20 protein-coding genes are annotated in these 23,720 nt (G+C 70.2%); 13 read left to right on the forward strand and 7 right to left on the reverse strand.

Translation table 11 applies throughout. The features are described from left to right. Window positions 1–9: 9 nt before the first annotated feature. Entirely contained in the window at window positions 10–951 is a 942-nt protein-coding gene (locus K4B79_RS27650; protein ID WP_232029644.1) for an RluA family pseudouridine synthase, read from the reverse strand. 972 nt (window positions 952–1,923) lie between these two features. Here K4B79_RS27650 and K4B79_RS27655 point away from each other — a divergent pair. After that, on the forward strand, window positions 1,924–2,964 hold the full coding sequence (locus tag K4B79_RS27655) for a terpene synthase family protein (protein ID WP_232029889.1): 1,041 nt from the start codon (window positions 1,924–1,926) through the stop codon (window positions 2,962–2,964). A gap of 58 nt (window positions 2,965–3,022) precedes the next feature. Next, window positions 3,023–4,384, forward strand: a complete 1,362-nt coding sequence (locus K4B79_RS27660) for a cytochrome P450 (RefSeq protein ID WP_232029645.1) — start codon at window positions 3,023–3,025, stop codon at window positions 4,382–4,384. A gap of 43 nt (window positions 4,385–4,427) precedes the next feature. Here K4B79_RS27660 and K4B79_RS27665 read toward each other — a convergent pair whose 3' ends face one another. Next, a complete protein-coding gene (locus tag K4B79_RS27665) occupies window positions 4,428–5,993 on the reverse strand; it encodes an amino acid permease (RefSeq protein WP_232029646.1) in 1,566 nt (521 codons plus the stop codon). A gap of 242 nt (window positions 5,994–6,235) precedes the next feature. Here K4B79_RS27665 and K4B79_RS27670 point away from each other — a divergent pair, with 242 nt between their 5' ends. The 3 genes from K4B79_RS27670 to K4B79_RS27680 all read left to right on the forward strand — a co-directional run bounded on the left by K4B79_RS27670 (window position 6,236) and on the right by K4B79_RS27680 (window position 8,776). Next, complete coding sequence (locus tag K4B79_RS27670; protein ID WP_232029890.1) at window positions 6,236–6,829, forward strand: PadR family transcriptional regulator; 594 nt, start codon at window positions 6,236–6,238, stop codon at window positions 6,827–6,829. 175 nt (window positions 6,830–7,004) lie between these two features. Beyond that, window positions 7,005–8,003, forward strand: coding sequence for an ATP-binding cassette domain-containing protein (locus K4B79_RS27675; protein WP_232029647.1), 999 nt, complete (start codon window positions 7,005–7,007; stop codon window positions 8,001–8,003). Then, entirely contained in the window at window positions 8,000–8,776 is a 777-nt protein-coding gene (locus tag K4B79_RS27680) for an ABC transporter permease (RefSeq protein ID WP_232029648.1), read from the forward strand. The genes K4B79_RS27675 and K4B79_RS27680 overlap by 4 nt, the downstream gene beginning before the upstream one ends. A 58-nt stretch (window positions 8,777–8,834) precedes the next feature. On the opposite strand, the gene K4B79_RS27685 is transcribed toward K4B79_RS27680, so the two are convergent. Further along, complete coding sequence (locus K4B79_RS27685; RefSeq protein WP_232029649.1) at window positions 8,835–9,683, reverse strand: siderophore-interacting protein; 849 nt, start codon at window positions 9,681–9,683, stop codon at window positions 8,835–8,837. A 147-nt stretch (window positions 9,684–9,830) separates the two neighbouring features. Further along, complete coding sequence (locus K4B79_RS27690; protein ID WP_232029650.1) at window positions 9,831–10,751, reverse strand: 5'-3' exonuclease; 921 nt, start codon at window positions 10,749–10,751, stop codon at window positions 9,831–9,833. 213 nt (window positions 10,752–10,964) lie between these two features. Between K4B79_RS27690 and K4B79_RS27695 the strand changes: the two genes are divergently transcribed. From K4B79_RS27695 to K4B79_RS27710, 4 genes are all read left to right on the forward strand, one after another. Beyond that, on the forward strand, window positions 10,965–12,053 hold the full coding sequence (locus K4B79_RS27695; RefSeq protein WP_232029651.1) for a quaternary amine ABC transporter ATP-binding protein: 1,089 nt from the start codon (window positions 10,965–10,967) through the stop codon (window positions 12,051–12,053). Beyond that, complete coding sequence (locus K4B79_RS27700; RefSeq protein WP_232029652.1) at window positions 12,046–14,658, forward strand: ABC transporter permease/substrate binding protein; 2,613 nt, start codon at window positions 12,046–12,048, stop codon at window positions 14,656–14,658. Before K4B79_RS27695 ends, K4B79_RS27700 begins: the two co-directional genes overlap by 8 nt. A 413-nt stretch (window positions 14,659–15,071) precedes the next feature. Next, window positions 15,072–15,641 carry a helix-turn-helix domain-containing protein gene (locus K4B79_RS27705; protein WP_232029653.1) on the forward strand — a complete coding sequence of 190 codons (570 nt, stop codon included), beginning with the start codon at window positions 15,072–15,074 and terminating at the stop codon, window positions 15,639–15,641. Continuing rightward, entirely contained in the window at window positions 15,638–16,360 is a 723-nt protein-coding gene (locus K4B79_RS27710; RefSeq protein WP_232029654.1) for a helical backbone metal receptor, read from the forward strand. Before K4B79_RS27705 ends, K4B79_RS27710 begins: the two co-directional genes overlap by 4 nt. On the opposite strand, the gene K4B79_RS27715 is transcribed toward K4B79_RS27710, so the two are convergent. Continuing rightward, window positions 16,272–17,453 (reverse strand): TDT family transporter, encoded by a 1,182-nt coding sequence (locus K4B79_RS27715; RefSeq protein ID WP_232029655.1) that lies wholly within the window; start codon window positions 17,451–17,453, stop codon window positions 16,272–16,274. The two genes, K4B79_RS27710 and K4B79_RS27715, sit on opposite strands and share 89 nt — an antisense overlap. 70 nt (window positions 17,454–17,523) lie before the next feature. On the opposite strand from K4B79_RS27715, the gene K4B79_RS27720 reads away from it, so the two are divergent. Continuing rightward, a complete protein-coding gene (locus K4B79_RS27720; protein ID WP_232029656.1) occupies window positions 17,524–18,471 on the forward strand; it encodes a LysR family transcriptional regulator in 948 nt (315 codons plus the stop codon). 90 nt (window positions 18,472–18,561) lie between these two features. Here K4B79_RS27720 and K4B79_RS27725 read toward each other — a convergent pair whose 3' ends face one another. Both K4B79_RS27725 and K4B79_RS27730 read right to left on the reverse strand, forming a co-directional pair. Then, the gene (locus K4B79_RS27725; RefSeq protein ID WP_232029657.1) at window positions 18,562–19,299 is read right to left on the reverse strand and encodes a gamma-glutamyl-gamma-aminobutyrate hydrolase family protein; all 738 of its coding nucleotides are present in this window, start codon (window positions 19,297–19,299) and stop codon (window positions 18,562–18,564) included. A 49-nt stretch (window positions 19,300–19,348) separates the two neighbouring features. Further along, on the reverse strand, window positions 19,349–20,083 hold the full coding sequence (locus tag K4B79_RS27730) for a FadR/GntR family transcriptional regulator (protein WP_232029658.1): 735 nt from the start codon (window positions 20,081–20,083) through the stop codon (window positions 19,349–19,351). 105 nt (window positions 20,084–20,188) lie between these two features. Here K4B79_RS27730 and K4B79_RS27735 point away from each other — a divergent pair, with 105 nt between their 5' ends. The 3 genes from K4B79_RS27735 to K4B79_RS27745 are packed head-to-tail and all read left to right on the forward strand — an operon-like array spanning window position 20,189 to window position 23,708. Beyond that, window positions 20,189–21,547 carry a glutamine synthetase family protein gene (locus tag K4B79_RS27735; protein WP_232029659.1) on the forward strand — a complete coding sequence of 453 codons (1,359 nt, stop codon included), beginning with the start codon at window positions 20,189–20,191 and terminating at the stop codon, window positions 21,545–21,547. Window positions 21,548–21,555: 8 nt separating this feature from the next. Next, entirely contained in the window at window positions 21,556–22,929 is a 1,374-nt protein-coding gene (locus tag K4B79_RS27740) for an aldehyde dehydrogenase family protein (protein ID WP_232029660.1), read from the forward strand. Next, window positions 22,926–23,708, forward strand: a complete 783-nt coding sequence (locus K4B79_RS27745; protein ID WP_232029661.1) for a 3-oxoacyl-ACP reductase — start codon at window positions 22,926–22,928, stop codon at window positions 23,706–23,708. Before K4B79_RS27740 ends, K4B79_RS27745 begins: the two co-directional genes overlap by 4 nt. The last annotated feature ends 12 nt before the right edge of the window (window positions 23,709–23,720 follow it).

The raw sequence follows: 23,720 nt of genomic DNA on the forward strand, positions 1-23,720 counted from the left end.
AAGCCGCGGCTACCTCGCCCAGTCGTCGTACGACGACCAGGCCCGCAACACGCGTGGACTGACGAATCGGTGTTCGCGCCCCGTGATCGGATCGGTGAACTCCAGCATCCGCGCCAACAGTTGGAGTGGACGCCGGAAGTCACCGGCCGGCACGGGGCCGGTCACCACCGGATAGAGCGGATCGCCGAGGATCGGCACCCCCAACGCACTCATGTGCACCCTCAGCTGATGCGTCTGCCCGGTACGCGGTGTCAACCGGTACCGGGCACGCCCGTCCCGGTGCTCCAGCAACTCGACCCGGCTGACGGCGTTGGGCTCACCCTCGACCTCGCGAGCCGCCATGACGCCGCGCTCCTTGAGGATGCGGCTGCACACGGTGCGAGGCAGCTCCAGTGCGGGGTCGTACGGGGCCACGGCCTCGTACACCTTCGCGACCTGTCTGTCGCGGAACAGCGACTGGTACGCGCCGCGCTCCTCGGGTCGTCCGACGAACAACACGAGCCCGGCCGTCAGCCGGTCCAGCCGGTGTGCCGCACCCAGCGTCGGGACGCCGAGCTCTCGTCGCAGCCGTGCCAGGGCTGTCTCGGCGACATGGCTGCCGCGCGGGGTGGTGGCCAGAAAATGCGGCTTGTCGGCCACCACCACATGCGCGTCGCGGTAGACGACCTCGACCGCGAAGGGCACCCGCTCCTCGTCGGGCAGGTCTCGATGGAACCACACGAACATTCCCGGGACGTATGCGGTGGCCCGCGACACCGGACGCCCCGTGATGTCCACGAACCGTCCCGCGTCAAGCATGTCGTCGATCTCTCCGGCTGCGGGCGCCAGCCGTGCCACCAGATGATCCCGTACGGTCGCCCAGGTCTCGTCGGCCGGCAGTTTCAGGCGCACTGGATCCACCCCGTCGTGCTGCGGCAGGGGAGAGGGCGGGGGTGGCGTGCGACGTCTCATCACGATCAAGGGTAAGAGGGGACACTGACAGCGTGGCGTGAAGGCCTGAGTGGCCGAGAAGTGCGGCGTGAGGCGCAACCTGATCCTTTTCCACACTTCTACGCGCCGGTCCCGAGCTACGGGCTCCGGCGCTCGGGCTCGTTCAACGGTGCATGAGGTAAACCGGTCGGTCGGCGTGATTGCGTGGTCACTTTCGCACCCCCATACGCCCCCACTCGATCACTTGTAGCCGTGTGACGGTCTTGCGTCTACTGGGAGGCGTCCGCGTAGCCCCATGGCCTGCAGAAGCCGTTGTCCTGATGACGTGGACCTCGTGGGAGCCGCCATGGTCACCGTTCAGCTGCCAGCCTTCCTTCTCGATCTCGAACGGATTCGCCCGGTGCCGTGGGACCTCGGTCGGTACGCGGTCGACGGCAGCGGGGACAGGGGCCGCCACCACGCATCGGACGGATGGTGGCGGTGGCCTGTTCCTTCGCGCCGACTTGACACAGGGCGATGTCGCGGACGCCTTCGCTGCCCGTTCGAGGACCTGCACTGCCGTTGCGTTGTTGACCTGCCACCCCGCCTGACCCCCCATCAGCTGAGCGGGCGTCCTGCCTGACGATCGTTCAGGCGCCCATAGTCCTCGCGACTCGATCGATGGCGCCCACTTCCGGTCAGGATCGAACTGCGATGTGATGAAAGGGCGCACGACCGCACGACCGAAGGAAGCGCGTTCTTCGTGCGCCATCACGGAAGGGGGAGCCCGTGCCGTCGCCTGCCGCGGTCACCGTTGTCCAGGCCGTCTTCAGGAGCGTCCGTGAACCGGCGCGTCCACCGTGCGGACGGAGAAAGCCTCACACGACTCGGTGAGGCACCGCTCGTCCATCAACTCCTCGGTTTCTCGCGGCGAGTGAGGGCCGAAGACCTGCCCACATCCGGCCCGCCTCAGCCGACACCGGGGCCACACACATGGAGGATCCCGTGCTCGCCATGATCCCGACGTATGCGGAGCCCACACCTCCGGCCGTAAGCCCGTACACCCAGAGGATCGAGGAACACGTCCGGTCACTCGGATGGAGCCTCGGACTGACAGAGACACAGGGTGGCCAGGAGCGGCTGGAGGCCGGCTACGGGCGCTTCGTTGCCTGGACCTATCCGGAAGCGTCGTTCCGCGATCTCTGTCTCTGTGCGGAGTGGCTCTTCTTCACCTTCATCCTGGACGACCTGCACACCTTGAAGGTGTATGACGCTCCCGAAGCCTGGATACCGGTCCACCGCCGCCTGATGGACATCATCAACAACGGAAAGGACCCCGCGCCCCCACGAGAACGAACTCCCTTCACCAAGGCGCTCACGAACCTGTCGATCCGTACTCGTGAAAGGCTCTCGCCAGGGCTTCGTGGGCGGCTGAACCGGCACTTGGACCTGTTTTTCCAGGGGTTCGCCGAGGAATCCGCGAACCGGTTCCGCGGCACTCCTCCCGGGATCGACAGTTTTACCCATACCAGGCGATTGTCCGTGGGCATGGAGTTCGGCTTCGACCTTGTTGAACTCAGTCTGGGCGTGGAGGTGCCCGCAGACATATACGAGACGAGCCTGTTCAGGGAGATCGTCGAAGCCGCGAGCGATGTGGTCGCCTGGCAGAATGACCTGCACTCGATTCACCTGGACCAGCAGCGCGGAGATTTCCACAACGTCGTCATCGTGATGCAGCATGCCGATGGAATCTCGCTGGAGGAAGCCATCGACTCGACCGTGGCCAAGGTGCAGGAGCGAGTGGCCGACTTCCTGGAGGCCGAAGAGCGACTCGTGCCCTACCTGGAAAGTCGCGGAGTGCCGCCCGGTACCTGTGAAGAGATTCTGAAGGTCACGGCCGGAATGCGGCAGTGGACGAACGGATGTCTGCATTGGTATCGGAACACCACTCGCTACGCGATCCCCGCCACTCCGGGCGAACTGGATCAGCAGCATGATCACCTGCAGGTACTGCTCCCGAGCCTGGACGGTGCGTCCCGGCAGAGTTGCGGTTGACCAGTGGCCCCACTGCCCCTCCGACGTCCTGGATCGAGAAGAAGGGGAACAACACGCTATGGCGAAGAACCACGGCGGCATCACCCACGCTCCCGGGGCACTGCCGATCATCGGGCATCTGCTTCCCCTGCTCCGTGACCCGCTGCATTTCCTGAGCACCCTTCCCGCATACGGGGATTTAGTGCAGATACGGCTCGGTCCGCAAACAGCCGTCGTGGTCTGCCGGCCTGAACTCGTCCAGCAGGTTCTGCTGAACGACCGAATATACGACAAGGGCGGACCCATTATCGAGCGGGTCGGAAATGCGCTCGGAGACGGCATCGCCTCTTGCCCGCACAGCGCTCACCGGCGGCAACGACGCAGCTTGCAGCCGGCCTTCTCGCGCACTTGCCTGCGTGAATACGCCACGATCATGACCGGCCGGATCGACGCGCTCACCACCGGCTGGAGCGATGGACAGACCGTCGAAGTGGGCGCGCAGATGTACGGTCTCGCGAGCGACACCATTGCCCGAACGTTGTTCACGGCCGAAGCCGCGGCACCCGCGGTGGAAGCCGTGACCGCCAGCCTCCCGGACATCTTCCGCGGCATCTACCAGCAGGCCGTCCTCCCGCCTTTGCTGCGCCGTCTGCCCCTCCCGCCGAACGTGCGTTATGAACGGGCTCGCAACCGGGCGTGGGCTGCGGTCAGCAAGACCATCAGTTCGTACCGGCAGGACGGTGGACCCCACGGCGATGTGCTCTCGATGCTGCTCAAGACGCAGGACGACGCGGGAGAACCTCTCAGTGACGCCGAGATCCACGCTCAGATCATGACTCTGCTCGTGGCCGGCATCGACACCACCGCGGTGGCCCTCACCTGGGCCGTCCACCTCCTGTGCCAATACCCGGATGTCCAGGAGCGGTTGCGTATCGAGACAACCGAGGTCCTCGGCACCCGAACTGCCACGTGGGAGGATCTCCCCCGACTGGACCTGGCGCGCAGGGTCATCACGGAGACACTGCGTCTCTATCCCCCTGGGTGGATCTTCACGCGGACAACAAGCGCCGAAGCCCGGTTGGCGGATGCCGTGATCCCTCCTGACACCACTCTGGTCTACAGCCCCTATCTCATCCACCGCGATCCGCGATTCAATGCGCGGCCCGATGTCTTCGACCCCGATCGATGGCTTCCGGAGCGTGAACACACGCGCGGCACTCTCATCCCGTTCGGGGGAGGCGCGCGCAAGTGCCTCGGCGACAACTATGCGATGACCCTGGCGACCCTGGCCCTGTCCACGATCGTGGCTCAATGGCGACTCTCGCACGGTGGCCTTCCGATCCCGGCCGTCGAACCCCGTATGACCTTGGCGCCTCACAAGGTTCAGGTCCGAGTGGAGAGTCTGGAGAGCGAGCCCTTGGCCGACAGCATCCGACAGTAGGCCAGGGGCCGGGTGACGCGCGGAGCCGTACTTACCGCTGCGGCTAGGGGACCGGCGCCGGGGGTGGCGCGGGGAGCGCCGTCTCCGGCGTGGCATGCCCCCGTCGTGCCCGCCACAGCCGGAACAGGGCCCCGAGCCCCACCGTGCCCCCCAAGAACAACACCGTGAACCACTGGAAGTACCAGTGCCCACCCGCCGGGTCGTACACCGCCGCCCGGGGCCACGCCAGGTTGACGGTCATGAGGAGGCCGTAGAGGAGGGCGAGGGCGTTGACGGGGGTGCCCCAGCGGCCGAGGGAGAAGAGGGGGCGGCCTGTTTCGTCCGTGCCGGTGAGGGTGAAGTCGCCGCGCAGGCGGCGGATCAGGAGGGGGCCGGTGACCATCGCGTACGCCAGGTACAGCATCACGATGCAGGTGGTGCCGATGGCGAGGAAGGCCTCGGGGGAGGCGAAGTTGAGCAGGAGGACGGACGCCGCGAGGGCGCCGACGACCAGGGCGGGGGCGATCGGCATGCCCGTGCGGGGGTTCACGCGGGCGAGACGGCCGGCGAAGGGGAGCTGGCCGTCTCGGGCCATGGAGAAGAGCATGCGGCAGGCCGCCGTCTGGATGGCGAGGGTGGCCACCGTGATCGCCACCACCACGTCGGCCAGCAGGGCCTTGCCCACTCCGTCGCCCAGGCTGCTGGTGAGGACGTAGCTCAGCCCGTCGACGCCCAGGCGGCCGTCGGTGAGGCTGGGCGCGGCGAGGATGCCGCCGAGGACGATCAGTCCGCCGAGCACGCCGGCCGAGCCGAGGGCGGTGAGGATCGTGCGGGGCGCGGTGCGGCGGGGGTCGCGGGTCTCCTCGCTCATCTCGCCCGCGCTGTCGAAACCGATCATGACGTACGCCGCCGTGAACGAGCCCACCAGCAGCGCGCCCAGCAGACCGGACTGGGCGGCGCCCTCGGTGTGGAAGGTGATGCTCGGTGTGCGCTCGGAGTGGGTCAGCAGGAGCACGATGATCAGGACCGCGCCGATGATCTCTGCGGTGACGCCTACGCGGTTGACCACGGACAGCACGCGGTTGTCGAGGATGTTCACCAGGGTCGTCAGCGCCAGCAGGATCACTCCGAGGACGGCCGCGTTGGCCGCGCCGTCCGCCGAGGTGGGCGCCGGGTCGGTGCCGATCAGCTGGAAGCCGGACCAGATCGCGGGGAGCACCATCTGGAGTGCCAGCGCGGCCGCGGCGACCACCACGATCTGCCCGATCACCATGATCCACCCGGCGAACCAGCCGAAGGTGAGGTTCGACAGCCGCGACGACCACTGGTAGATCGCCCCCGAGATCGGGTAGCGCGCCGCCAGTTCGGCGAAGCAGGCGGCCACCAGCAGCTGCCCGACGAGCACCACCGGCCAGGCCCAGAAGAAGACGGGACCGCCGAACGCGTACCCGAAGGCGAAGAACTGGAAGACGGTCGTCAGGACGGAGATGAAGGAGAACCCGGCCGCGAACGACGCGTACCGGCCCAGGCTGCGGTGCAGCTCCTGGCGGTAGCCGAACTCCGCGAGGGAGCCGTCGTCGGAGGAGTGCGGGGGATCGGGGCGTACGTCGGAGGGGGCGGTCGTCGTCACGGCGGCACCTGCCTTGGGCGCGGAATTCCTGTCGGGCGACAGAAATTAGGCAGGGGCTGTTTCGGGTGCATGACACGGGCATGTCTGAGCTGGTCCCAAGTCCTCACGCCCTTGCGTCGGTCCGCCGTACGCGATATATCGTGTCTATTGACGAGTCTCGGGGATCGCGATATGTTCGGTCCCGGATATTCTGATGCAAGGTGGGCGCGAGGCTGAAGCGCGAGGGTGGGTGCGAGGTGGAAATGCAGCGTCGCCGCAAGCTCCGCAACCCCCTGGCGCTCGCCGTGCTGGCGATGCTGTGGCAGAAGCCGATGCATCCCTACGAGATCGCCCAGACCCTGCGCCGCCAGGGCAAGGACTCCAGTACGAAGATCAACTACGGCTCGCTGTACACGGTCGTACAGAGCCTGGAGAAGCACGGCTTCGTCGAGGTCACGGACGTGGAGCGACAGGGCAACCGCCCCGAGCGGACCGTCTACGGCATCACCGCCGACGGCCGGCAGGAGACCACCGAGTGGATGTCGGACCTGGTCGCCTTCCCGGCCAAGGAGTTCCCGGTCTTCGAGACCGCGCTCTCGCTGCTCGCGGTACTGCCCCCCGACGACGTGGCGCGGCTGCTGGAGGAACGGCTCAAGGCCCTCGAAGTGAAGGCGGCGAGCGGGCGAGGAGCACTGGAGAAGCTGTACGAGACACTGCCCCGCCTCTTCCTCGTGGAGAGCGAGTACGAGCTCCACATGGTCGAGGCGGAGGCGGAGTGGGTGCGCGGTTTCCTCGCCGAACTCCGCGAGGGCGCACTGCCCGGCATCGAGGAGTGGAAGGCGTTCCACATGCCGTGACCCGAACAAGAACAGGCCCCGGCGCGGCTGTTGCAGCAGCGGTGCCGGGGCCTCGAACCCCGAGCTGAATCCGCCGTGAGGCACATCCGGGCGATCGAGGTGCGGCACACCCAGAATAGCCCGGTGCTCCTCCAGCGGATCAGTCGTCGTCCGCTCACTCAGGAGGGCACCTGCCATGACCATCTCCGCGCCCGCGATCGAGGCGCGCCACCTGATCAAGACCTACGCCGGTGACGTCACCGCCCTGAACGGCATGGACCTCACCGTCGAGCCCGGCACGGTCTTCGGGCTGCTCGGCCCCAACGGCGCCGGAAAGTCCACCACCGTCAAGATCCTCACCACCCTGGCCCGCCCCGACTCGGGCGAGGCCACCGTGGCCGGTCACGACGTGCTGCGCCACCCGGACCGGGTGCGGCGCGCGATCGGCGTGGTCGCCCAGAACTCCGGCGCCGACCCGGCCGCCACCGGCCGCGAGAACCTCCGCCTGCAGGGCCGGCTGCACGGCCTGAAGGGCGCCGCGCTCGGCCGCCGGGTCGACGAGTTGCTGGAGCGCTTCACGCTCACCGAGGCCGCCGAACGCCCGGTCAAGGGGTACTCCGGCGGCATGCGGCGCCGTCTCGACGTGGCCCTCGGTCTGGTGCACCGGCCGGAGGTGCTCTTCCTCGACGAGCCCACCACCGGCCTCGACCCGCAGGCCCGCAGCGCGATGTGGGAGGAGATCGGCCGGCTCGCCGGAGAGGAGGGCCTCACCATCCTGCTCACCACGCACTACCTCGAAGAGGCCGACCGGCTCGCCGAGCGCGTCGCCATCGTCGACCGCGGCCGGGTCGTCGTGGCGGGCACGCCCGACGCCCTGAAGGGCGAACTCCGCGGCGACGCCGTCCACATGGAGCTGCGCCAGGCGGTCGGCGACGCCGGGCGCACGCTGCTGACCGGCGCCCTGCGCGCCCTTCCGGGGGTGCACGAGGTCCTGGTCGACGGCACCCGGATCAGCGTCCGCTCCGACGACGGGGCGGCCTCGGTGCCCGCGTTGCTGGCGGCTTTGGAGCAGGCCGGCGTCGGTGTCGCCACCGCGACCGTCGCCCGCCCCTCCCTGGACGACGTCTACCTCCGCTACGCCGGCCGCCGTTACTCCGAGGCCGCCGGCCCCGCCCTGGTGGGAGGTGTCCGATGAGCACCGCCGTCTCCCAGACCTGGTACATGACGCAACGTCAACTCATGGTCTTCGTACGGCAGCCCGCGTACGCGATCATCACCCTGATCCAGCCGGTGATCTGGCTGTTCCTGTTCGGGAACCTCTTCAAGGGGGTCGTCGAGCTGGGCGGCTTCGGTACCACCTCGTACCTGGACTACCTGGTCCCGGGCGTGGTCGTGATGAGCGCCCTCAGCGCCAACATGTGGGCGGGGATGACCACGCTGGACGAGATCCAGCGCGGCACGATCGACCGCTTCCTGACCACCCCGGTCAGCCGGGCCGCGCTGATGAACGGCAATGTCGTCAACAACGGCCTGGTCACCGCCCTGCAGTCGGTGATCATCGTGCTGCTCGGACTGCTGGGCGGGGCCGAGTACCCGGGCGGGATCGGAGGCGTCGCCGTCCTGGTCCTGGCCGCGGTGCTGCTCGGCACGGTGTTCGGCGCGCTGTCCAACGCGCTGGGGATGCTGGTGCGCGAGCGGGAGTCGATCATCGGCATCAACACCTTCCTGCTGCTGCCGCTGACCTTCCTCTCCAGTGCCTTCATGGCGCCCGCGCAGATGCCGTCCTGGATGCGGCACATCGCCGACTTCAACCCGCTCGACTGGGCGATGGTGGCGGGGCGTTCGGCGATGGCGGGGGATCCGGACTGGGATGCCGTGCTGGTGCGTGGGGGAGGTTTGCTCGCGCTGGCGGTGGCGGCGGTGTGGCTGTCGATCCGTACCTTCCGCTCCTACCAGCGGTCCGTCTGAGGTCGAGGGGTCCCAGGGATCAGCGAGGGGCTCCAGGGATCAGCGAGGGCTCCAGGGGTCAGGAGGACGACACCGCGCTCTCCTGCTCCGCCTCGATCCGGGCGTTCCACTCCGGCTTGGACGCCTGCCAGCCGTCCTCGTTGTGGCCGAGCCGCCAGTAGCCGGAGATCGACAGGTCCTCGCGCGCGAGACCGCGCTCCACCCGGAGCAGCTGGCGCAGCTCCTTCACGAAGTGCGCCTCGCCGTGCACGAACGCGTGCACCCGGCCCTCGGGGAAGTCCAGCGCGCGGACCGCCTCGGTCAGCGCCTCGCCGACGGGCCGGTCGCCGCGGTGCAGCCAGACCACCTCCACGTCGGAGTCGATCTTCTGCTCCTCCTCGGGACCGGAGACCTCGACGAAGGCGTGGGTCCGGGCGCCGGCCGGCAGTCCCTCCAGGGAACGGGCGATCGCGGGCAGCGCGCTCTCGTCCCCGACGAGCAGATGCCAGTCGGCATCCGCGTCGGGGGCGTAGGCGCCGCCGGGGCCCATGAAGCGCACGGTCTCCCCGGGCTGGACACGCAGCGCCCAGGGGCCCGCGAGGCCCTCGTCGCCGTGGATCACGAAGTCCAGGGTCAGCTCGCGGTGTTCGGCGTCCCAGTAGCGCACGGTGTACGTCCGGGTCACCGGCCACTGCTCGCGCGGCAGTTCCTCGCGGATTCGCTCCAGGTCGAAGGGCTCCGGGTAGGTCACGCCCTCCGCGGGCGGGAAGAGCAGCTTCACATAGTGATCGGTGCAGGTGTCCGCGGCGAATCCGGCCAGGCTGTCACCGCCGAGGACCACGCGCTGCATGTGGGGAGTCAGCCGTTCGGTGCGGATGACCTGCGCGGTGTGGGGCTTCCGTGGCCTGCGTGCCGGTCGTTCTGCCATGACGGCCTCCCTGATCCCTATGGTTAGGCTTGCCTAAGTTAACATCTCCCCCCGGTGAATGTCCCCTGTATGAGAAGTCTTGGACCTCTTGTGGCGAAGTCTGTACTCACTCTCCGGCTGTCCCGCTCATCAGAACGAGACCTTTGCTCACGCCACCAGAGTCGCCAGCAGTCGCTGCAGTGATCCGCCCAGCCCCCAGTGGGAGGCCAGCGCGTCCAGCGCGGCCGAATCGCGCGGGGTGCGCGGCAGCAACGTCTCCACGTCCGGCAGCGGGACGTCGTCGGCGACCTTGACGACCTTCGGCGCCACCTCCACGTACGGCCGGGACTCGTCCAGGCGCTTGCGCTGCGACGGTGTGAGCTTCGCCTTCGGGTCGTCGACCGCCGCCATGATGCCGGCCAGGTCCCCGAACTCGGCGAGCAGCTTGGCGGCCGTCTTCTCGCCGATGCCGGGCACACCCGGCAGGCCGTCGCTCGGGTCGCCGCGCAGCAGCGCGAGATCCGCGTACCCGCGCCCGTCCACCCCATACTTCTCGCGCAGCCACGCCTCGTCCGTCAGCTGGAGCGTGCCGACGCCCTTGAGGGGGTACAGCACGCGCACCCCGCGCGCGTCGTCCACCAGCTGATACAGGTCGCGGTCGCCGGTGACGATGTCGACCGGGCCCTTCGCCCGCGCGGTGAACGTGCCGATCACGTCGTCCGCCTCGTACCCCGCGACGCCCACGCGCGCGATGCCGAGCGCGTCGAGGACGGCCTCGATCACCGGCACCTGCGGGGAGAGGGTGTCCGGTACCTGCTCCTCGTCCGGGCCCGTCTCGTGCTCCTCGGCGACCCGGTGCGCCTTGTAGGAGGGGATCAGATCGACCCGCCACTGGGGGCGCCAGTCGGCGTCCATGCAGGCCACCAGATGGGTGGGCCGGTGGTCCTTGACCAGGCGGTCGATGAACTCCAGCAGGCCGCGCACGGCGTTCACCGGCGTGCCGTCCGGGGCCTTCACGGACTCCGGGACGCCGAAGTAGGCGCGGAAGTAGAGGGAGGCGGTGTCGAGGAGCATCAGTCGTCCGGTCACGCTCGCATCATGCCGTACGCCACCGACAAAGGCCGCCGATGGTAACCCCGTTGGCAGACGCCGGAACAGACGTACGCGCACTGTGAACTGGGCCACGCGTGTGTTTGAGCCACAGGGGTTCGGGCAGGCGCCGCCCCGGAGCGATGCCGGTTGCGTATTCAACTGTCCGTGGCGGCTCGTCTCCCTTTCCGCCGCCGAGACGAGAGGTACGCGTTGTCATCCAGACTTGAGGCCGAAGGGCTCTACAAGGTGTTCGGCAGACGACCGGAGGAGGCCGTCGAACGGCTGCGCTCCGGCGCCGACCGGGAGGAACTGCGCGCCGACGGCACCACCGCCGCCGTGATCGACGCCTCCTTCACCGTGGAACCGGGTCACATCTTCGTCGTCATGGGCCTGTCCGGCTCCGGCAAGTCCACGCTGCTGCGCATGCTCAACGGCCTCCTGGAACCGACCGCCGGGCACGTCCGCTTCGACGGCCAGGACCTGACCGCGCTGAGCGACCGCGAGCTGCGCGAGGTCCGCGCCCGGAAGATCAGCATGGTCTTCCAGCACTTCGCGCTCTTCCCGCACCGCAGCGTCCTGGAGAACGCCGCCTACGGCCTCGCCGTCCAGGGAGTGTCCCGCCCCGAGCGCGAGAAGCGCGCCGCCGAGGCGCTCGCCCTGTGCGGTCTCGCCGGGTGGGAGAAGTCCTGGCCGGACGAGCTGTCCGGCGGTATGCAGCAGCGCGTCGGGCTGGCCCGTGCCCTGGCCACCGACGCCGACCTGCTGCTCATGGACGAGTCGTTCAGCGCGCTCGACCCGCTGATCCGCCGTGACATGCAGGACCAGCTCCTGGATCTCCAGAAGACCCTGAGGAAGACCATCGTCTTCATCACCCACGACCTCAACGAGGCCATGCGCCTGGGCGACCGGATCGCCGTCATGCGCGACGGACGCATCGTCCAGAACGGCACCGCCGAGGACATCCTGGTCCGGCCCGCCGACGACTACGTGGCCTCCTTCATCCAGGACGTCGACCGCTCCCGCGTCCTGACCGCCTCCGCCGTCATGGACACCGACCTCCGCGGCGACGAGGCCGACTGCGGGTGCGAGACCGCGACGCCCGACACGCCGTTCGTCGAGCTCTGCGCGATCAGCGCCCGCCTGACGCACCCCGTGGCGGTGCTCGACGCGGGGCGCCGGCTCGTCGGGGTGGTCCCCAGGCAGCGCCTGGTCGGTCTTCTCGGCGACGAGCCGGCCGACCCCGCGGCCTGCGACTCCCCGCGCGACAAGGGCGGCGACAAGGCGGTGGCCCGTGCCTAGGATTCCGCTCGGCGACTGGGTCAACGACACCGTCGACTGGTTGCTCACCCATCTGACCTGGCTCTTCGACTTCCTCAAGAGTGTCTTCACGGGCACCTTCGACGGCATCGACGCCGTCCTCCAGGCGCCCGAACCCCTGCTGCTCGCCGGGATCTTCGCCGTGATCGCCTTCTGGCTGCGCGGCACGGCGGCCGGGCTGCTCACCTTCGTGGGATTCGCGTTCATCGACTCCCTCGAACTGTGGGAGGACGCGATGACGACCCTGTCGCTCGTCCTCGTCGCCACCATCATCGCGCTGGTGATCTCCGTGCCGGTGGGCATCTGGGCGGCACGCTCGAACCGGGTCAGCGGCCTCGTCCGCCCGGTGCTGGACTTCATGCAGACGCTGCCCGCGATGGTCTACCTCATCCCGGCGATCCTGTTCTTCGGCAGCGGCGCCTCCGCGGGCATCGTCGCCACCCTGATCTTCGCGCTCCCGCCGGGCGTGCGCATGACCGAGCTGGGCATCCGCCAGGTCGACAAGGAACTGGTCGAGGCGGCCGAGGCGTTCGGCACCACCCCGCGCGACACCCTGCTGCGCGTCCAGCTGCCGCTCGCGCTGCCCACCGTCATGGCCGGCGTCAACCAGGTCATCATGCTGGGCCTGTCCATGGCGGCGATCGCCGGCATGGTCGGCACCGGCGGCCTCGGCGGCCGCGTCAACGAGGCCATCGGCCAGCTCGACGTGGGCCTCGGCTCCGAGGCCGGTGTCGCCATCGTGATCCTCGCGATCTACCTGGACCGCATGACCAGCTCCCTGGGCACCCAGGTCTCCCCGCTGGGCCGCCGCGCCGCCGCCAAGGCCCGCGCCGCCACCGGGCTGAGGATCTGGTCGTACCGCCCCCGCCCGCAGATCGCCATGATCGGTGTGGTGGTCCTCGCCCTCGTGGCGGGCGGCATGGGCGTCTTCGGCGGCAACGGCGGCACCACCGCCCCCGTGGCCTCCGGCAACGACGTCGGCCAGGGCAAGAAGGTCACCATCGGCTACATCCCGTGGGACGAGGGCGTCGCCTCCACCTTCCTCTGGAAGGAGCTCCTGGAGGAGCGCGGCTACCAGGTCGACGCCAAGCAGTTCGAGGCCGGCCCGCTCTACACCTCCCTGGCCTCGGGCAGCGTCGACTTCCAGACCGACGCCTGGCTGCCGACCACCCACGAGCAGTACTGGAAGCAGTACGGGAGCAAGCTCGACGACCTCGGCTCCTGGTACGGCCCCACCTCCCTGGAGCTGAGCGTCCCCTCGTACATGAAGGGCGTCGACTCCCTGGCGGACCTCAAGGGCAAGGCGGCCACGTTCGGCGGGAAGATCACCGGCATCGAGCCGAGCGCCGGAATGATGTCCCTGCTCAAGAGCAAGGTCCTCAAGCAGTACGGCCTCGACAAGGAGTACAAGGTCGTCGACAGCTCCACGCCGGCGATGCTGGCCGAGCTCAAGCGCGCCTACGCCAAGAAGGCCCCGATCGTCGTCACGCTCTGGTCGCCGCACTGGGCGTACAGCGACTACGACCTGAAGAAGCTCAAGGACCCCAAGGGCGCCTGGGGCAAGGGCGACGGCGTGCACACCGTGGCCCGCAAGGGCTTCGCGGCCGAGAACCCGGTCGTCGCCCAGTGGCTGAAGGACTTCAAGCTGGACGAGAAGCAGCTCACCGGCCTGGAGTCCGCGATCAACAAGGCGGGCAAGGGCAAGCAGCAGGAAGCCGTGCGCACCTGGCTGAAGGCCGACCCCGGCCTGATCGACAAGCTGGCCCCGGTCCAGGACACCACCGTCCCCGCCGAGGCGAAGCGGCCCGTCGACGTGGCCTGGTTCCCCTGGGACGAGGACATCGCCGTCACCTATCTCTGGAAGAACGTCCTGGAGAGGCGCGGCTACAAGCTGAACCTCAAGCAGATGGACGTGGGCCCGGTCTACACCGGTCTCGCCTCCGGCGACCTCGATCTCAACTTCGACGCCTGGCTGCCGTACGCGCAGGCCAACTACTGGGACAAGAACAAGGACAGACTCACCGACCTCGGCACCTGGTACGAACCGACCTCCCTGGAGGTCGCCGTGCCCTCCTACGTCAAGGGCGTGAAGTCCTACGAGGACCTCAAGGGCAAGGCCGACCTCTTCGACGGGAAGATCATCGGCATCGAACCGGGCACCGGCGAGATGAACCTCCTCAAGACGAAGGTCCTGCCCGGCTACGGCCTCGACAAGGAGTACGACGTCGTCGACGGCTCCACGCCGGCGATGCTGGCCGAGCTCAAGCGCGCCTACGCCAAGAAGCAGCCGGTCGCGGTCGTGCTGTGGTCCCCGCACTGGGCGTACAGCCAGTACGACCTGACCAAGCTGAAGGACGACAAGAAGCTCTTCGGCGAGGGCAACACGATCCGGACCATCGCCAACGAGAAGTTCCCCGCGCAGTATCCGCAGCTCACCAAGTGGATCAAGGGGTTCCGGATGAGCGAGGAGGAGCTCGGCAGCCTGGAGGCCGAGATCAACAAGCGCGGCCAGGGCAAGGAGGAGCAGGCGGTCGCCGCCTGGCTCACGGAGCACCCGGGCATGGTCGACCGCATGACACCGCGGTAGCGGCCGTAGCACCGCCTCCCGAGGGGCGGGTCTCCCCACGCGTCCTGACAGCGTGTGGTGCGGCCCGCCCCTCGGGTCATGTCGGAGCACGCCCCGCGCCCACGGGACGTTTCCGGCCAACCACGGAGGGCTATCTCCTCGCCCGAACTTCGGCGCCGACGGGACGACTTCGGCGGCTGTGGGCCCGGGAGCCCGCCGTGGGACGGCGGCAGGGGCTCTCACCGGGGCGTACGGGGACCGAAACACTGGCGAGAACCGGGAGGTCGGATCGCACGCCGTGTGACAGGGATGTGGCGGGCACATGAAACGGTTTGCCGAACCTGCGTAGGGTGCAGACAACTCATCAGGAGCGGTGCGTGCGCACTGCGACGCGACAGACGGCGGACCGACGAGCCGAGGAGGGAGCCGGAGCGATGGGCGACCACAAAGAACAGCCCCTGCGGGTGGGTGCCGCCGTGCGCCGTCGGCGTCGGGCGCTGGAGCTCACCCTCGCCGTCGTGGCCGAACGCAGCGGTCTGTCGGTGCCCTTCCTGAGCCAGATCGAGAACGACCGGGCCCGGCCCAGCACCGGCTCCCTGGAGAAGGTCGCCGACGCCCTGCGCACCACCGCCGTCGAACTCCTCGCGGCCGCCGACCCGGCGTGCAGCGTCGATGTCGTGCGCGCGGAGGCGCCGGATCCGGCGTACGAACCCCAGGTGCGTTCCCTGGTCCGCGGTCACCACCAGATGCATGCCTCGGAGTTCACCGGGGACCATGACGCGGGCCGTGAGTTCCAGTACCGCAACGACCAGTTGATGTACGTCGCCGACGGCGCCGTGGAGATCGAGGCCGAGGGCCGGGCCTACCGGCTGGGGCGCGGCGACACCCTGTACCTCACCGGCGGTGTGCGGCACCGCTGGCGGGCGACCGTGTCGGACACCCGGGTGGTCGTCGTCGCCGTGGCCGAGCACATCGAGGCGGTCCAGGACCGGCCACGCCGGTGAGGATCGTCTCGCTGGTCCCGTCGCTCACGGAGGCGGTGGCCGCGACGCTCCCCGGTGCGCTGGTCGGCGCGACGGACTGGTGCACCCACCCGGCGGACCTCGCCGTCACTCGTGTCGGCGGCACCAAGAACCCCAAGACCGACCGGATCGTCGCGCTCGCCCCCGACCTGGTGATCGCCAACGAGGAGGAGAACCGGCGGCCGGACCTCGACGCCCTGCGCGCGGCCGGCATCGAGGTGCTCGTGACCGAGGTGCGGGACGTCCCGCAGGCCTTCCGGGAGCTGGACCGGGTGCTGCGGGCCTGCGGCGCGGCGACCCGGCCACGCTGGCTGGACGAGGCGGAGACGGCCTGGGCGTCGCCGGTCGCGGCGATCGGTCCGCGCCGCACGGCCGTCGTACCGATCTGGCGGCGGCCCTGGATGGTCCTCGGGCGCGACACCTTCGCCGGGGACGTGCTGGCCCGGCTGGGCGTCGACCACCTGTACGCCGAGCACGCCGAGCGCTATCCCCGGATCCCGGTCGAGGAGCTCCGGGCCGCGCGCCCCGACCTCGTGGTGCTGCCGGACGAGCCCTACCGCTTCACCGCCGACGACGGCCCCGAGGCGTTTGCCGGCCTGTCCTGCGCGCTGGTCAGCGGCCGGCATCTGACGTGGTACGGCCCGTCCCTCGCCGAGGCGCCCCGGATCCTGGACGAGGCGCTGCGAGCAGCTCGCCGCTGACCAGGCCGCGCACGGTGTGCACGGCCGCGGTGGCCCAGGCGGCGACGAGCACGACGTACAGCCCGATCGCGATCCCGTCGTAGGCGAGCAGTCCGGTGTGCCGGGCCAGCGCCTCGGCACCGGTGACGCAGGTGCCCACCGGGAAGGTGAACGCCCACCAGGTCATCGCGAAGCGCATGCCGTGCCGTCGGGCCCGTACGACATGGGCGGTGGCGAGCCCCAGCCACAGCAGCGCGAAACCCATCACGGGCACGCCGTACAGGACCGCCAGGACGTCGAAGCCCCGGCTGTAGGGGGCCGCCACCACCCCGGGCGCCACGTCCGCGAACTTGCCGACCGCGGTGGTCGACTGACCGAGCGGACCCAGCACCAGGAACAGCGTCGGCGTCAGCGCGAGCGGCAGCGGCCCGGCGGTGAGCAGCCGGCCGAAGACCATCGGCAGCATGACCAGCGTGGCGAGCAGACTCAGCCCGAACATCGCGAAACAGGCCAGCAGCAGGGTCTCGCGCGGCTGCCCGGGCGGCAGGTGCGGCACCAGCGGCGGCCCGAGCGCCGCCGACACCATCGGCGCCACGACCGGCAGCAGCCACACCGGCGACGCCTGCCCGGCCCCGACCCGATGGCGTACGGCCATCAGGTACGGCACGGCCACGGCGACCGTCAGTCCTACGACCGTCCCGGCGCCGAAGAGCACGGCGTCGAGGGCGACGGCCGCGCCCGTGCCGATCCAGTCCGCGCCGACGGTGAGCGCACCGCCGCCGACCGCGAGCAGGGCCATCGCCAGGCAGCCGTAGAAAGGGGCGACGGCCGGGTCGAGGAGGTGGGCGCGGGCCTGGTCGCGGTGGTGCCGCCAGTGCAGGGCCCGGGCGGCGAGCAGAGCGAGCAGCAGGAGCAGGGAGAGCGCCCAGACGGCCGTGCACGCGGTGCGCAGGCCGGGCGGGCGCACCGGGAGCGCGGCGCCGGCGGTGGCGACGATCGCGGTGCCCATGACGGTGGCGTACCAGTTCGGTCCGAGGTGACGGACGGCGGTGGCGCGCGGGAGGTGTGCGGTGGCACGGGGGAGGGGGTGGGGCGGACGGGCTGCGGTGAGCATGTGTCCACCGTCTCGTCCGCGACTGGCCCCTACCAGGGAGTATGACTCTATGAGGGCATAAGCTGTCTTTATGAGCAGCGTGGAGGGGCAGCAGGGGCGGAACGGTTCCCGGGCGGCCGCGGGCGGCGGCTCGGTGGCGCACAGAGTGCCCGATCTCGGGGCGCTGGAGCTGCTGCTGGCGGTGGCCCGGCTCGGGAGTCTGGGCGCGGCGGCGCGCGAGACGGGCATCACCCAGCCCGCGGCCAGCAGCCGGATCCGCTCCATGGAACGGCAGCTGGGCGTCGCGCTGGTCGACCGTTCGCCGCGCGGCTCCCGGCTCACCGACGCCGGTGCCCTGGTCACCGACTGGGCGCGGCGGATCGTCGAGGCGGCGGAGGCCTTCGATGCGGGGGCGCAGGCGCTGCGCGACCGGCGGGACTCGCGGCTGCGGGTGGCGGCGAGCATGACGATCGCCGAGTACCTGCTGCCGGGGTGGCTGCTCGCGCTGCGTGCCCAGCGGCCGGACACGGCGGTCTCGCTGCTCGCGGGGAACTCCGCGGCCGTGGCCGAGCGGCTGCTCGCCGACGAGGCGGATCTCGGGTTCGTGGAGGGGGTGTCCGTGCCGACCGGGCTGGACTCCGTCGTCATCGCCCATGATCGGCTCATCGTGGTGACCGCGCCTCGGCATCCCTGGGCGCGGCGGGGGCGGCCGCTGGAGGGGGCCGAGCTGGCGGCCACGCCGTTGATTCTTCGGGAGAAGGGGTCGGGGACGCGGCAGGTTCTCGATGCGGCGCTGGGTGGGTTGGCTCGGCCGCTGATCGAGTTGTCCTCGACCACGGCGGTGAAGGCGGCTGCGGTGAGTGGGGCCGGGCCTGCGGTGCTCAGTGAGTTGGCGGTGGGGGAGGAGCTTGCTGTGCGGCGGCTTGTGCGGGTGCCGGTGCAAGGGGTGTCGCTGGCGCGGGACTTGCGGGCGGTGTGGCCTACGGGGCACCGGCCGGTGGGGCCTGCTCGGGAGTTGTTGTCGTTGACGCGGGGGTAGGTGGGGGTGGGTGCCTTTGGGGTTCGCCCCCGCCGCCCCTACCCGTCCCATCCCTGGGGGCTGCAGCCCCCAGACCCCCGCTGTCGGCCCTCAAGGGGCCTCGTCCTCAAACGCCGGACGGGCTGAGAGTGCCTGGGCGGTGTTGAGGCGTGCCGCCTCGACCAGTGCCCTCATCACCCGCTCGTCCTCGCCCATCTCCGGATGCCACTGGACTCCCAACACCCAGGAGTCGCCGGGGAGTTCGATGGCCTCTACCGTGCCGTCGGGTGCGTGGGCGGAGGGGAGGAGGCCGGTGCCGAGGTGGTCGACGGACTGGTGGTGGTAGGTGGGGACGGAGGTCTCCTCGGGGACGGCGTCGGCGTAGCGGGTGCCCGGTACCGGCTTGACCGGGTGGTGGCCGAAGACGCCGACCACTTCGGCGTGGCCGTCGAGGTGCTGGACGAGGGTGCCGCCGAGGGCGACGTTCAGGAGCTGCATGCCGCGGCAGATGCCGAGCAGGGGTATGTCCGCGTCGAGGGCCGCAAGGATCAGGGCGAGTTCCCAGGCGTCGCGTTCGCGGGCCGGCGGGCCGGTGCGTGGGTCGCGTTCGGCGCCGTAGTGGACCGGCTCGACGTCCGGGCCGCCCGCGATCACCAGGCCGTCGAGGCGGGCCACGGTGGCGGCCGCGTGCTCCGGCGCGTCCGGCGGGAGCATGGCGGCCAGGCCGCCCGCCCGCTGCACCAGGCGTGGATACCCGGCCGGCAGGAGCGCCGCCTCCAGCTCCCACACGCCCCAGCGTGCCCCGGACTCCAGATACGTACTGACACCGATCAGCGGCCTGCCGCCCATGTGCCCCTCCATCCGCTCAATGGACCACCCGCATACCTTTCCAAGGAAATCACGCCAGGAACCCCCTGAGGAGGGCCGCCGTCCCGGCGCAGTGCTCCCGCATCATCTCCCGCGCCCCGTCGGCGTCACCGTCGAGCACCGCCTCGACCAGGGCGGTGTGCTGGCGCTGGGAGTGCTCCAGGTTGCGCACCAGGAGGGGGATGCAGTCCAGGAGGCCGTTCACCGAGGCCCGGGCCGCCGCGTACTGCGCGGTCAGCGTCGGCGACCCGCACAGCTCGGCGAGCGTGAGGTGGAGCAGCGTGTCCAGGCGGCGGTACTCCGACAGCGGCGCGTCCTGGGTGGCCGCCAGCGCCTGCCGGAGCCGGTCCGCCTGCTCCGCAGAGAGGCCATGGGTGGCGCACAGCCCCGCCGCGCCCACCTCCAGCACCTCCCGGAAGCGCAGCACGTCCTCGATGTCGACCGCGTTGATCCGCCGCCGCAGCTCGTCCTCGCCGCCCCCGTCCGTGCGGGACAGGACGAACGTGCCGCCGTACCGGCCGCGCCGCGACTCCACCAGCCCCTGGTCCTGGAGCACCTTGAGCACCTCGCGCAGCGTCACCCGGCTGATCCCGAGCCGCTCGGCCAGCTCCCGTTCCGCCGGCAGCCGCTCGCCCCCCGGCACCAGACCCAGCCGGACGACCTGGAGGATCTGCTCCAGGGCCTCCTCGAAGCCGTTGCCCGCCCGCACCGGTCGCAGCACCGGCGTCAACCGGTCGTCCGGCCCGCCGTCAGCGCCCACCGACATATGGCCGTACCCCCTTCCCAAGCAATGGTTCTCCGCAATACCTTATGGCTCCCGGCCCGGCCGAAGAAGCGCGAAGAAGCGCGAAGATGCCGAAGGAGCTTTCCCGTGGCAGACCGCACACCCCCGCTCGGCGTCGAGGAGCTGCACGCCCTCGTCGCGGGCGGTGAGATCGACACTGTCGTCCTGGCCTTCCCCGACATGCAAGGGCGACTCCAGGGCAAGCGGTTCGCCGCCCGCTTCTTCCTCGACGAGGTCCTCCAGCACGGCACCGAGGGCTGCAACTACCTGCTCGCCGTCGACACCGAGATGAACACCGTCGACGGCTACGCGATGTCCTCCTGGGACCGCGGCTACGGCGACTTCGCCATGCACCCGGACCTGTCCACCCTCCGCCGCGTCCCCTGGAACGCCGGCACGGCCATGCTGATCGCCGACCTCGCCTGGAACGACGGCTCCCCGGTGGTCGCCGCCCCCCGCCAGATCCTGCGCCGCCAGCTGGAACGCCTCGCCGAGCACGGCTTCACCGCCCAGGTCGGCACCGAGCTGGAGTTCATCGTCTTCAAGGACACCTACGAGCAGGCCTGGGACGCCGGCTACCAGGGGCTGACGCCGGCGAACCAGTACAACGTCGACTACTCGGTGCTCGGCACCGGCCGGATCGAGCCGCTGCTCCGCCGTATCCGCAACGACATGACCGCCGCCGGCCTGACCGTCGAGTCCGCCAAGGGCGAGTGCAATCCGGGCCAGCACGAGATCGTCTTCCGCTACGACGAGGCCCTGGTCACCTGCGACCAGCACGCCGTCTACAAGACCGGCACCAAGGAGATCGCCGCCCAGGAGGGTGTCTCGATCACCTTCATGGCCAAGTACAACGAACGCGAGGGCAACTCCTGCCACATCCACCTCTCGCTCACGGACGCGGCCGGCGACAACGTGATGGCCGGACCGGACGGGATGTCGGAGGTGATGCGGTACTTCCTGGCCGGGCAGCTCGCGGCCCTCAGGGACTTCTCGCTGCTCTACGCCCCGAACATCAACTCCTACAAGCGGTTCCAGCCGGGCTCCTTCGCCCCGACGGCCGTCGCCTGGGGGCACGACAACCGCACCTGCGCCCTGCGCGTGGTCGGCCACGGCCGCTCCCTGCGCTTCGAGAACCGGCTGCCCGGCGGTGACGTCAACCCGCACCTCGCGGTCGCCGGGCTGATCGCCGCCGGACTGTACGGCATCGAACAGAAGCTGGAACTGCCCGAGGCGTGTCCCGGCAACGCCTACACCGCCGACTACGCGCATGTCCCGACCACCCTGCGCGAGGCCGCCGAGCTCTGGGAGAACAGCCCCATCGCCAAGGCCGCCTTCGGGGACGAGGTGGTCGCGCACTACCGCAACATGGCGCGCGTCGAGCTGGACGCCTTCGACGCAGCGGTGACCGACTGGGAGCTCCGCCGCTCCTTCGAACGCATGTGAGGCATCTCTTGTCGCAACTGCACGAACTGGACATCCTCAACCCCGCGACGGAGGAGGTGATCGCCACCGTCCCCGGCGCCGTCGAGCAGGACGTGAACGCCGCCGTCCACCGCGCCGGCCAGGCACAGCGCGCGTGGGCGGCCGTCGCCCCCGGGGACCGGGCCCGGCTGCTGCGCCGTTTCGCCGTGGTCGTCGACGAACACCTGGAGGAACTCGCCCGGTTGGAGGTCCGGGAAGCCGGCCACACCATCGGCAACGCCCGCTGGGAGGCGGGCAATGTGCGGGACCTGCTCGACTACGCGGCCGGGGGAGTGGAGCGGCTGACCGGCCGGCAGATCCCGGTCCCGGGCGGCCTCGACGTCACGATCCTCGAACCCCTCGGTGTCGTCGGCGTCATCGCGCCCTGGAACTTCCCCATGCCGATCGCGGCGTGGGGGACGGCACCGGCGCTCGCGGCGGGCAACGCGGTCATCCTCAAGCCCGCCGAGACGACCCCGCTCACCGCCCTGCGCCTCGCCGAACTCGCCCTGGAGGCGGGCCTGCCCGAGGGGCTGTTCCAGGTGCTGCCGGGCCGCGGCGACATCGCGGGGGACGCCCTCGTACGGCATCCCGACGTCGCCAAGATCGTCTTCACCGGTTCCACCCGGACCGGCAAGCGCGTCATGGCCCTCTGCTCCGACCAGGTCAAGCCGGTCACCCTCGAACTCGGCGGCAAGAGCCCGAACATCGTCTTCGCGGACGCCGACCTCAAGACCGCGGTCGACCCCTTCTCCTTTCTCGACAACGCCGGCCAGGACTGCTGCGCCCGCACCCGCATCCTGGTCCAGGAATCTGTCCACGACGAGGTCCGCGAGCTGCTCGCCGACGCGCTGGCCGCCGTCGTCGTGGGCGACCCGGCCGACGAGAAGACGCAGATGGGTCCGCTGATCTCCCGTCAGCAGCTGGACCGCGTACGGTCGTTGGTGCCGGACGACGCCCCCGCCCTGCGCGGCAGCGCCCCCGAGGGGCCCGGCTTCTGGTTCCCGCCGACCGTCCTCACGGGGGAGCGGCCCGACTCCGAGGCGGCCCGGGAGGAGATCTTCGGCCCGGTCGCCGTGCTGCTGCCCTTCACCGACGAGGCCGACGCGATCCGCCTCGCCAACGACACCCCGTACGGCCTCTCCGGCTCCATCTGGACCCGCGACGTCGGCCGCGCGCTCCGCGTCTCCCAGGCCGTGCGCGCCGGCAACCTGTCCGTCAACTCCCACTCCAGCGTCCGCTACTGGACACCCTTCGGCGGCTACAAGCAGTCCGGCATCGGCCGCGAACTCGGCCCGGACGCCCTGACCGCCTTCACCGAGACGAAGAACGTCTTCATCAGCACGGAAGGCCCCGCACAGTGACCGATCAGATTGTGTGCCGCCGCCTCGTCGGCCGCACCGCCGTCATCACCGGCGCCGGCAGCGGCATCGGCCTCGCCACCGCGCGCCGGCTCGCCTCCGAGGGCGCGCACGTCGTCTGCGGCGACGTCGACGAGACCCGCGGCAAGGCCGCCGCCGACGAGGTCGGCGGGATCTTCGTGAAGGTCGACGTCACCGACCCCGAGCAGGTCGAGGCCCTCTTCAAGGCGGCCCACGACACCTACGGCAGCGTCGACATCGCCTTCAACAACGCCGGCATCTCCCCGCCCGACGACGACTCGATCCTGGAGACCGGCCTGGAGGCCTGGAAGCGCGTCCAGGAGGTCAACCTCACCTCCGTCTACCTGTGCTGCAAGGCCGCCATCCCCTACATGCGGCAGCAGGGCAGGGGCTCCATCATCAACACGGCGTCCTTCGTGGCGCGGATGGGCGCCGCCACCTCCCAGATCTCCTACACCGCCTCCAAGGGCGGAGTTCTGGCCATGTCCCGGGAACTCGGCGTGCAGTTCGCGCGGGAGGGCATCCGCGTCAACGCGCTCTGCCCGGGACCGGTCAACACCCCCCTGCTCCAGGAGCTGTTCGCGAAGGACCCGGAGCGGGCCGCCCGCCGCCTGGTCCACATCCCGGTCGGCCGGTTCGCCGAGGCCGAGGAGATCGCCGCCGCGGTCGCCTTCCTGGCCAGCGACGACTCCTCCTTCGTGAACGCCACCGACTTCCTCGTGGACGGCGGGATCTCGGGGGCGTACGTCACACCCCTGTAGGCCCCGCCCCGG

This window comes from Streptomyces lincolnensis (genome assembly GCF_021173675.1).
In the GTDB taxonomy this organism is placed as follows: domain Bacteria; phylum Actinomycetota; class Actinomycetes; order Streptomycetales; family Streptomycetaceae; genus Streptomyces; species Streptomyces lincolnensis_B.